The 11,416-nt window shown below is 28.4% G+C and carries 8 protein-coding genes; 7 read left to right on the top strand and 1 reads right to left on the bottom strand.

The window, feature by feature from the left end:
* On the top strand, nucleotides 1–320 hold a 320-nt coding region (locus ACRDDY_RS15010), incomplete at its 5' end, for an immunoglobulin-like domain-containing protein (RefSeq protein ID WP_438565750.1).
* A gap of 465 nt (nucleotides 321–785) precedes the next feature.
* Nucleotides 786–1,847 carry a UDP-glucose 4-epimerase GalE gene (galE, locus tag ACRDDY_RS15005; protein WP_438565749.1) on the top strand — a complete coding sequence of 354 codons (1,062 nt, stop codon included), beginning with the start codon at nucleotides 786–788 and terminating at the stop codon, nucleotides 1,845–1,847.
* 198 nt (nucleotides 1,848–2,045) lie between these two features.
* Here the strand turns inward: galE and ACRDDY_RS15000 are convergent, their stop codons facing one another.
* Nucleotides 2,046–2,873 (bottom strand): AraC family transcriptional regulator, encoded by an 828-nt coding sequence (locus tag ACRDDY_RS15000; protein WP_438565748.1) that lies wholly within the window; start codon nucleotides 2,871–2,873, stop codon nucleotides 2,046–2,048.
* A gap of 206 nt (nucleotides 2,874–3,079) precedes the next feature.
* Between ACRDDY_RS15000 and ACRDDY_RS14995 the strand changes: the two genes are divergently transcribed.
* The 5 genes from ACRDDY_RS14995 to ACRDDY_RS14975 form a co-directional block, all read left to right on the top strand.
* The gene (locus tag ACRDDY_RS14995) at nucleotides 3,080–4,573 is read left to right on the top strand and encodes an amino acid permease (RefSeq protein WP_438565747.1); all 1,494 of its coding nucleotides are present in this window, start codon (nucleotides 3,080–3,082) and stop codon (nucleotides 4,571–4,573) included.
* A gap of 36 nt (nucleotides 4,574–4,609) precedes the next feature.
* Nucleotides 4,610–7,675 carry a beta-galactosidase subunit alpha gene (ebgA, locus tag ACRDDY_RS14990; protein ID WP_438565746.1) on the top strand — a complete coding sequence of 1,022 codons (3,066 nt, stop codon included), beginning with the start codon at nucleotides 4,610–4,612 and terminating at the stop codon, nucleotides 7,673–7,675.
* Between the two features lie 83 nt (nucleotides 7,676–7,758).
* Nucleotides 7,759–8,922 carry a galactokinase gene (locus ACRDDY_RS14985; protein WP_438565745.1) on the top strand — a complete coding sequence of 388 codons (1,164 nt, stop codon included), beginning with the start codon at nucleotides 7,759–7,761 and terminating at the stop codon, nucleotides 8,920–8,922.
* A 12-nt stretch (nucleotides 8,923–8,934) separates the two neighbouring features.
* Nucleotides 8,935–10,428 (top strand): UDP-glucose--hexose-1-phosphate uridylyltransferase, encoded by a 1,494-nt coding sequence (gene galT / locus ACRDDY_RS14980; protein WP_438565744.1) that lies wholly within the window; start codon nucleotides 8,935–8,937, stop codon nucleotides 10,426–10,428.
* Nucleotides 10,429–10,829: 401 nt separating this feature from the next.
* Nucleotides 10,830–11,416 (top strand): hypothetical protein (locus tag ACRDDY_RS14975; RefSeq protein ID WP_438565743.1); only part of this gene is annotated, 587 nt, incomplete at its 3' end.

Genomic DNA, 11,416 nt, shown 5'->3' with positions numbered 1-11,416 from the left:
TTAATAATTCAATGTTAGAGGTAAAAGCAGTAGATAAAGAAGATGGAGATTTAACAAACAAAGTTGAATATGAAGGAACAGTAGATACATCTAAGTCAGGAATTTATGCTGTAACAGCTAAAGTTTCAGATAAAGATAAATTAGAAGCATCTAAAGTATTCACAGTAGTAGTTGAAGAAAAAGTAGAAGAAATTAAACCAGAGAAACCAGATAAAAAGCCATTATTTCCAAAACCAGATACAGGAGATAGTAGTAATTTAGGACTTTTAACAGTAGGTTTAGTAAGTTTAGTTGGAGTAATAATTAACAAACTTAAATAAAAGGATAAAAAAACCAAAAAAAGTTATTTACATGATAAAATAATAATGCAAAAAAAGTAATTAAAATGATATTATAAGGGGTTATAAACTACATAATAGCTTAATAATAAATATATTGAGAAATAGGAGCTATAGGAACAATAATATTTAGAGTTATTTGCAAGTGGATTTTTAATAAGAAGAAAATTTGATAACTAATAAAAATAGATTCTAAAAGTGTGGACTAAAAAGTGTATACTTTTATGAATAATAAAGATTGAAATAGATAAAGAATACTTATAATATTTAATTAAAGTATGTTGTGAATTTAAAAAGTTAGAGGAATTAGAGTTTATGCATAGAATGAGAAGTAATAGAGAAGAGTAATACTTCTCTATTTTTTACAAAACAAAATATGTCCATAAAGTTAAAAATATGAACAAGTATGATATAATTATGGTGAAAAAGGGTTTTATGGAGGGTTTTATGAAGAATATTTTAGTTACTGGTGGAATGGGATACATTGGAAGCCATACAACTGTTGAACTTTTAGAGAAGGGGTTCAATGTTATTATTTTAGATAATTTATGTAATAGTGATAAGAGAATTTCTCTTAAGATTAAAGAGATTACAGGAATTATGCCTAAGTTTTATGAGGGAGATATTTTAGATAAGGCTTTACTTGAGGAAGTTTTTGAGAAGGAAGATATCCATTCAGTTATTCATTTTGCAGCACTTAAGGCTGTTGGTGAGTCAGTTGAAAAGCCTTTAGAGTATTATAACAATAACATTAATGGTACACTTAATTTACTTACAGTAATGAGAAAGTTTAACGTAAAGAATATTATTTTTAGTTCATCTGCAACTGTTTATGGAGAAGCTAAGGAAATGCCTATTAAGGAAAGTACAGAAAGACTTCCTGCAACTAATCCATATGGAAAAACTAAGAGTATGATGGAAGATATTCTTATGGATGTTCAAAAGAGTGATTCATCTTGGAATATAGTATTATTAAGATACTTTAATCCAGTAGGTGCACATAAAAGTGGACTTATAGGAGAAATGCCAAATGGTGTTCCAAATAACTTAATGCCATATGTTTCAAAGGTTGCCTTTGGAGAGCTTGAAGCACTTGGAGTATTTGGAGATGATTATGATACAAAAGATGGAACTGGAGTTAGAGACTATATTCACGTAGTAGATTTAGCAAAAGGACATGTTAAAGCTATAGATAAAATAAATGAAAACTGTGGTCTTAAGATATATAACTTAGGAACAGGTGTAGGATATTCAGTACTAGACATAGTAAATGCATTTTCAAAAGCATCAAATAGAGAAATAAGATACAACATCCTAAAAAGAAGAGCAGGAGATATAGGGACATGTTATGCAGATCCAACTCTTGCAAAAGAAGATTTAAAGTGGAAAGCTCAGCTTGGATTAGACCATATGTGTGAAGACTTCTGGAAATGGCAATGTGAAGGATTAAAAAATCTAATGGAAGAAATAAATAATAAAAATATTGAGAATGAAACGGTTAGCGTTTAGATAGTAAAAGATTTAAATAAGTTTAAATGAAAATAGTAGATAGAGGGACTATATTAAAAATTTAGTAGTGAATTTAAGATAAAAGTCTAACAAAATAACCCAAGTAGAATTGAACTTAATTCTACTTGGGTTTTAATTTTTACTTAATCTTAGAGAGTTCTTCCACTTCAAGCATAGCTAAATGGAGAGTGGTTCATGCTAAGATGAATGTATAAATTTATTTCTATATTGAACAGGTGTTATTCCTAAATTCTTTTTAAACAACTTAGAGAAATAAGATTGAGATGAAAATCCAAGGAGTTCACTAATCTCACTTATAGAGTAGTTACTTTTTCTAAGCAAATCACAAGCTTTATTTAATTTAAAATCTATTAAAAATTGCTGTGGAGATATCATTAATGAAAGTTTAAAAATCTTAAAAAAATAACTCCTATCAATATTTAAATGGTTAGCAATATCAGAGACAGTTATACTTTTATCATAATTTTTTTCAATAAATATAAGACTATCATCAATATAAGATTTATTTTTAGAAGAATCTACATCATCAGACTGAGAACACTCATCTATTAAAAGAGAAACGAGCTGATAAAAATGACCAATTGCATTAAATGGTTTATTTATTATGGAATTTTCATAAATTGATTTAAAATGGAAATCAACTAAATCATCTTTAACATAATTAAAAGTGTAATTTCCATTGAAGTTACATTTATCTAAAATTTCTTTTGCTCTTGAACCGTTTACACCAATCCAACGATAGGTCCACGGATTTTCAGTAATAGGATAATAATTATTTTTAGTATTAGGTGGAATGAAAAATCCATCACCTTTTTTTAGGTGATATACTTTATTATCAATAAAAAATAATCCTTCACCATCTAATATATAGTGGATTAAATAATAATCAATAGGTTCATATTCATATGGTTCACGTGGTTTACAATGCTCAAAACCACATTCATATATATATAATTCATTACTAATCTTTTTATCTGTTGAAAAAATACCAACTTCTAAACTCATCTATATCCTCCTAAAAATAAAATATAATGTTCGTTCTTAAAATACCTTAATTTAGAAAATAAGTCAAATAAAAGTTTAAATAAATAAAAGAAACAATAATACAAAATATGAAAACAATTATACATTGAAATAAAATGGGAAAAAATGTTACTATATATTCAAGGAAAACGTTAACAAAAATGGAATTTAAGGGAGGATTTTATTGAATGAATGATAATAGAAGAACGTTAACATCAGGGGCACTTATGCTTATGACATTTACTGCAGTGTTTTCATTTGGAAACATAATTGATAGTAGTGTAAATATTGGACTAGCTACAATACCATCTTATATCTTTGGAACAATCTTTTACTTTTTCCCATTTGCACTTATGATTGGGGAATTTGCATCAGCAAATGAAGAATCAGAATCAGGAATAAATAGTTGGATTAAGACTTCACTAGGACCTAAATGGGCATTCTTAGGAGCATGGTCATATTTCTTTGTAAATTTATTCTTTTTTACATCGTTACTACCAAAAACATTAATTTATGCATCATTTACTTTCTTAGGTAGAAATGTATTTGAAGGGAAAACAGTATTAATATCAGTTATATCAATTGTTTTATTTTGGATAGTAACTTACCTTTCAACAAAAGGAGTAAGTTGGATATCAAAAATAACAAGTCTTTCAGGGGCTGCAAGAATGGTTCTTGGAATAGGATTTATAGTTCTATCTTTTGGAGTAATATTTTTCTTAGGAAAAGCACCAGCACAAGAGTTTACAATGGATACTATAATGCCAAAGTTTAACTGGACATACTTCATGGTTTTAGCATGGATACTTCAAGCAGTTGGAGGTGCTGAAAGTATAGGAGTATATATAAAAGACGTTAAAGGTGGAAATAAGACATTTGTTAGAACAATGCTTATAGCAACAGCTTTAGTTGGTGGAATATATGCTTTAGGTGCAGTATCAGTAGGATTAATAGTACCAGAAGAAGTGCTTCATGGAAACTTTTCAAATGGATTATTTGATTCATTTACAATCTTAGGTTCACATTATGGAATAGGAAATATAATTACAAACTTTGTTGGATTTATTATGATGCTTGCAAGTTTAGGATCATTAGTATTATGGACAGCAGCACCAGTTAAAGTTTTATTCTCAGAAATACCAGAAGGGATATTTGGAAAATGGGTTGCTAAAACTGATAATACAGGAAATCCAGTAAATGCATTATATCTTCAAGCAGTTATAGTTACAGTATTATTAATAATTCCAGCACTTGGAATAGGTTCAGTTGATAGCTTACTTGAAATGCTTATTAACATGACAGCATCAACATCATTAATACCAGTATTATTCTTCTTAGTAGGATATATAGTTTTAAGAAAAAATAAAGACAACTTACAAAGAAGCTTTAAAGTTGGATCAAGAACATTTGGAATAATAATAGGATATATGTTACTTTTCTTATTCATATTTGTATTTGTAATATCATCAGTACCAGCACCAGCAGATTTAATTGCATACATTAATGGAACACTTGCAGAAGGAGCAACAAATCCATGGTTCATTCTTATCTATAATGTACTTGGATTAGTAGTATTCTTAGGGTTTGCACAAATTTGTTGGATGAGATATGAGAAAAAAGTTGGAAAAGCAGTAGCTAATGAGCTACATGGTAGAAATAAATCAGAAAAAGTTAAAATATAGAAAAATTAAAATTTAAAAAAAAGGGGATTTTGAAAAATGAAATTATGGGAAAATATTAATATTGATGGAATAAATAGATTAGATGCAAGAGCACATTTTTTAAGTTTTGAGTCAAAAGAAAAAGCATTAAGAGGAGAAAGAAAATACACACACAATTTTAAAAACTTAAATGGAAACTGGAAGTTCTTATTTTTAGATGCACCAGAATATTCACCAGAAAACTTCTATAAAGAAGGTGTAGGAATAGAAGAGTGGAATGATATAGTAGTTCCAGGAAACTGGCAATTACAAGGATATGGGAAAATGCATTACTCAGATTTATGGTACAACTTCCCTATAAATCCACCATACGTACCAACAGAAAATCCAACAGGAATATATAAAAGAACTTTTAATATTGATAAATCATTATTATCAGAAAGAATAATCTTAAAATTCAATGGTGTAGATTCAGCTTACAATGTATGGATAAATGGAGAAGAAGTTGGATACAGCAAGGGAGCAAGAATACAAGCAGAGTTTGATATAACAGAATTTGTACGTGAAGGTGAAAATGAATGTACAGTTAGAGTATATCAATGGAGTGATGGAACTTATTTAGAAGATCAAGATATGTGGTGGTTAAGTGGAATCTTTAGAGATGTAGAATTATACACAGAGCCAGTATCAGGAATAGAAGATATTAAAATAGTAACTGACTTAGACGAAAGTTATAAAAATGGAAGATTAGATATAAATTTAAAAGTTAGAGGAAATGATATAACAAATGTTAAGTATGAACTTTTAAATAGCAATAAAGAAGTAGTATTTGAAGAAAATGTAGAAGTTAAAGATGGAATTGAATTTAAAAAAGATATAGAAAATCCATTAAAGTGGACAGCAGAAGAACCAAATTTATATACATTACTAGTAACTGTATTAAAAGGGGAAGAAGTTGTACAAGTTATTCCACAAAAAGTTGGATTTAGAAAAATAGAATTAAAAGGTGAAGTATTCACAGTAAACGGAGTAGCTATAAAATTTAAAGGGGTTAACAGACATGACTATAATCCAAGAAACGGAAGAGTTGTAGCTAGAGAAGAAATAATAAGCGATATCGTTTTAATGAAGCAGCATAATATAAATGCAATAAGAACAGCTCACTATCCAAACTCAAGCTATATTTATGAGTTATGTGATGAATTTGGAATGTATGTAATAGATGAAACAGATTTAGAATGTCACGGATTTGAATTAACAGGAAACTATGCATGGATAAGTGATGATCCAGAGTGGGAAAAAGCACATGTTAGCAGAATGGAAAGAATGATAGAAAGAGATAAAAATCATCCTTGTATAATAATGTGGTCTCTTGGAAATGAATCATCATTTGGATGTAACTTTAAAGCAATGGCAAAAAGAATGAAAGAATTAGATGATACAAGAATCCTACACTACGAAGGAGACTTTGATAGAAAAGAAGAAGAAGGACCAGTTTCAGAAGTATATAGCACAATGTACACATGGCTTGAGCATGATAGCAAATTATTAATGAAAGAAGTTATAGAAAATATTAAAAAACCACACATCTTATGTGAGTACTGCCATGCTATGGGGAATGGACCAGGAAACTTAAGAGAATATCAAAATCTTTTCTATGAATATGATAAATTACAAGGTGGATTTATTTGGGAATGGTTTGATCATGGAATAGAATCAGTTAGTGATAAAGGTGAAACATTCTATAAGTATGGTGGAGACTTTGGAGATGATCCAAGTAATATAAACTTCTGTATTGATGGACTTATAATGCCAGATAGAACAGTATCACCAGGACTTTTAGAATACAAAAAAGTTATAGAACCAGCTGAAACAAGTGCAGTAGATTTAGAAAAAGGAATAATAAAAGTTATAAATAGATATGACTTTAAAAACTTAAATACATTAGATTTAGTGTACACAATAGTAGAAGATGATAAAGTTCTACAATCAGGAAGAATCGAAATGCCAAGTATAGAAGGAAGAGGAGAAAAAGAAATAACACTTCCATATAGCTTAGATTTCTATAAAGAAGCAGGTGCAAGCTACTACCTAAATATCTCATATGTATTAAGAGAAGAATGTTCATGGGCAAAAGCAGGACACGAACTTGCAACAGCACAATTTGAATTACCAATAAAAACTGAAAAGTTAAAAGTAGATACAAGAGGAAACTTAGAAGTTGTTAAAGAAAATCACAAATTAATCGCAAGAGGAGAAGAGTTTGAGGTAGTATTTGACTTAGTTAGAGGATATATCTTAGAAATAAATAAAGATAACTACAACTTAGTAAAAGATGGACCAAGATTAAACTTCTGGAGAGCTCCAATTGATAATGATATGTATGTAGTTGAAGATTACAAAAAGAAATACTTTATGCATCTTGCACACGAAGTAGTTCAAAACATTGATTATAAAATTGAAGAAAACACTTTAACATTCAAAGTAAATACTATAAATGGAACTACAAACTCAGCATGGCACTTTAAGTCAACTTATGAGTATGTTGTTTATGGAAGTGGAGACATTAAAGTAAATGTAAGTGGAATACCATCAGGAAAAATAGACATGGCACCAGAAATGTTACCAAGAATAGGACTTCAAATGAAATTAAATGAAGACTTAAACTTAGTTAAATATAAAGGAAGAGGACCAGGAGAGTCTTATGCAGATACAAAAGAAGCAAATAGTTTTGGTGTATTTGATAATAATGTAGATGGATTATTTACTAACTACGTTAAACCACAAGAAAATGGAAATAGAAGTGACTGTTCATGGGTGAGTATGAGAAATGATAGAGGAATATCATTAATGGCAGTAGCTGATGAGAAGTTTGACTTTAGTGCATCATATTATGAAGATACAGATTTAGAATATGCAAAACACACAGTTGATTTAGTAAAGAGAGATTATATAGTATTTAACATTGACTACAAGCAAAATGGAGTTGGGACAAACTCTTGTGGACAATGGCAATTAGAAAAATATAGATGCAAATTTGAAGAATTTAATCTAGGATTTAGATTCAATATCTTTAACAACAAAGAAATATCTGAAGTATCAGTAGGAAGAGAAGAATTATAATCTTTAAAAGTAAATTGAAAACATCAGTTTTAAGGCTGATGTTTTCTTAAATATATAATAAAGAAAAAGGGGAGAATAGAAAAATGAGAAATAGATTAATAGACATGTTTGAAAAAGTTTATGGAAATAAAGAAGAGGTAAGAGTGTTCTTTTCACCAGGAAGAGTAAATTTAATAGGTGAACATACAGACTATAATGGAGGAAATGTTTTTCCTTGTGCATTAAGCTTTGGAACATATGGAGTTATAAAACTTAGAGAAGATAAAATCGTAAAAATGTATTCAGATAACTTTAAAGAACTTGGGGTAATAGAATTTAATATAGATAATCTAAAAAATGAAAAAGAACATGATTGGGCAAATTATCCTAAAGGTGTTCTAGACGTTTTAGGGAAATATGGGCATAAGATTGAAAAAGGATTTGAAATGGTAGTGTATGGAAACATACCAAATGGAGCAGGACTTTCGTCATCAGCATCATTAGAACTTTTAATGGCAGTTATGATGGATGAAATATATAAATTTAACATTGATAGAGTGGAACTTGTGAAATACTGCCAGGAAGCAGAAAATAAATTCATAGGTGTTAACTGTGGAATAATGGATCAGTTTGCAATTGGAATGGGAAAAGAAAAATCAGCAATACTACTAGATTGCAATACATTAGAATATAAATATAGTGAAATAGATTTAAAAGATGAAGTAATAATAATTGGAAACACAAATAAAAGAAGAGGTCTTGGAGATTCTAAATATAATGAAAGAAGAAGTGAATGTGAGAAGGCATTAGAAGAGTTACAAGCAGAGTTAGAAATTACATCACTAGGGGATTTAACAGAAGAAAGATTTGAAGAATATAAAAATCTTATAAAAGACGAAGTAAGAATAAAGAGAGCTAGGCATGCTGTTTATGAAAATAGAAGAACATTAAAAGCAATAAAAGAATTAGAAAAAGGAAACTTAAAAGAGTTTGGAATTCTTATGAATAAATCTCATTTATCATTAAGAGATGACTATGAAGTTACAGGATTAGAGCTTGATACAATAGTAGAACTTGCATGGGAATTTGAAGGAACAGTAGGTGCAAGAATGACAGGTGCAGGCTTTGGAGGCTGTGCAGTATTTATAGTGAAAAAAGATAAAAAAGATGATTTTATAAGCTTTGTAGGAGAAAAATATAAAGAAAAAATAGGATATGAGGCAGATTTTTATGTAGCAAATATAGGAAGTGGAACAGTAGAAATTTAAGGAGATAGTTTTATGAATATCTATAGAGAAATTGAAAGACTAATACAATATGGTTTAAAGAAAAATCTATTTAAAAAAGAAGATGAAATATATATAAGAAATTCAATAATATCTGTATTTAAATTAGATGATTATAGTAAAGTAGAAATAGAAGATGAAAATCTAAATTCACCAACAGAAATATTAGATAACTTACTAAACTATGCTTTTGAGACAGGAATTTTAGAGCATAATACATCAGTGTATAGAGATTTATTAGATACTAAAATAATGGGTATTTTAATGCCAAGGCCTTCAGAAGTAATAGAAAAATTTAAGATTAAATATGAAAAAGATAAGAAAGAAGCAACAGACTATTTTTATAATTTAAGTAAAAACTGTGATTATATAAGAACAGATAGGATAGCAAAAAACATTACATGGAAAAGTGAAACTGAATATGGAGTTTTAGATATAACAATAAATTTATCAAAACCAGAAAAAGATCCAAAAGCAATAGCAGCATTAAAAAATGTAAAATCATCATCATATCCAAAATGCTTACTATGTAAAGAAAATGTAGGCTACGCGGGAAGACTTAATCATCCAGCAAGGCAAAATTTAAGAGTAATTCCAGTAGAGCTAAAAGAAGAGGAATGGAATATACAATATTCACCATACTCATACTATAATGAACATTGTATAGTTTTCGCAAGTGAGCATACTCCAATGGTAATAAGTAAAAACACCTTTGATAGAAGCTTGGAGTTTGTAGAGAAGTTTCCACATTACTTTGTTGGATCAAATGCAGATTTACCTATAGTAGGTGGCTCAATTTTATCCCATGACCATTATCAAGGTGGAAGATATGAGTTTGCTATGGATAAGGCAGAAACAGTGAAAACATTTAAAATTAAAGGATACGATGATGTAGAGTTATCTATAATAAAATGGCCGTTATCAGTAGTAAGAGTAAAATCAAAAAATAGAATAAAGCTAGGAGAGTTAGCAGAAAAAATATTAGAGCATTGGAAAACATATTCAGATGAAAAAATCGGAATACATGCATTCACAGGAGAAACACCTCATAACACAATTACACCAATAGCAAGAAATAAAGAAGGAATTTTTGAATTAGACTTAGTCTTAAGAAATAATAGAACTAATGAAGAACATCCAGATGGAATCTTTCATCCACATAAAGAACTTCATCATATAAAAAAAGAAAATATAGGATTAATAGAAGTTCTAGGATTAGCTGTTTTACCAGACAGATTAAAAGAAGAAATAGAAATAATAAAAAAATATATATTAGAAAAAGAAAATGAAAGTGACAAAATAAAAATTCATTTAGACTGGATAAAAGAAATAGAAGAGAAAAATAATATTACAAATGAAAATATTGATGAAATAATAAAGGCTGAGATAGGTAAAGTATTCATAAGAGTACTTGAAGATTGCGGTGTCTTTAAATGGGATTTAGAAGGAAGAAATGGATTAGAGAGATATATAGATAGTTTGAAGTGATAAAAACTTGATTAAAAAAAAGAAGCACTATAAAAAGATTAAGAACAAAGAAGATGATTTCTTATTTAATAGGAGTCATCTTTTTCTTATATTTTATGAATTCATTTTTTACTTAATAAGTATTTATCTGTAGTTAATGAAGATTGATAAATAAATTTATTTTTTAACATAATTTTATGAAAGATATAATTTTAAAGGATTTTTAATGAAAATAAAAAAATATATTAATAGTGTATTTACAAAATATTAACTTAATGTTAAATTTATATTAATTATTTTAAACTGAAGATAATAAAAAAAGAAGAGAAAGAATGTTTATAGCGAAGTGTACATATAGATAGATGTGCAATTTAAAATAAATTGATACCATATTAAAATGAAATTTTAGTGGGGGAAATGTGGTGAAGAAGAGGAAGTTTAGAGTTTTTTTAACATGCTTTCTATTTTTTGTTATATGTTCTTCTTTCGTAAGTGCAATAGCTAAGCCAATAGAAGAGAAAAATAATAGTATATACACTGAAGAGCATGAGCATAATAAAGATTGTATTATTAGTACTGACAGTGAAGAAAAGAATGGGACAGATGATGAGACAAGTGATGATAATAGTTTGAATGAAAATAGTGATATAGAAACAGAAGAAAATAAGGATAGTGTAATTACAGAAGAAAATAATGTCGAAGAAGGCTTAGAGGAAGAAAATAAAAATAAATCAGAAGAAGCTCCAAAAGATGAAAATAAAAAAGAACCAGAAAAAGAAGAAAGAGAATACAAAAATCCTACACCAGATACTTTTGAAAGTGTGATAGGAGAGTATAGTTTAACAACAATTTTAAATAAAATAAATATTTTTTCATTTCAAAAAATTACAGCATCCCATATAGTAGGACCAATTATAGCAAAGGAAGCATATAGAGAGGATAATAGAACAGGAAGGCTAATGTTTGCTGATTATACTAATGGAAATCCATCATATATAGAAGTAATACG

Origin of the sequence: Clostridium sp. (assembly GCF_051656525.1) — a bacterium.
Taxonomy (GTDB): Bacteria; Bacillota; Clostridia; order Clostridiales; family Clostridiaceae; genus Clostridium.
This window is presented reverse-complemented; position numbering and strand designations above follow the sequence as displayed.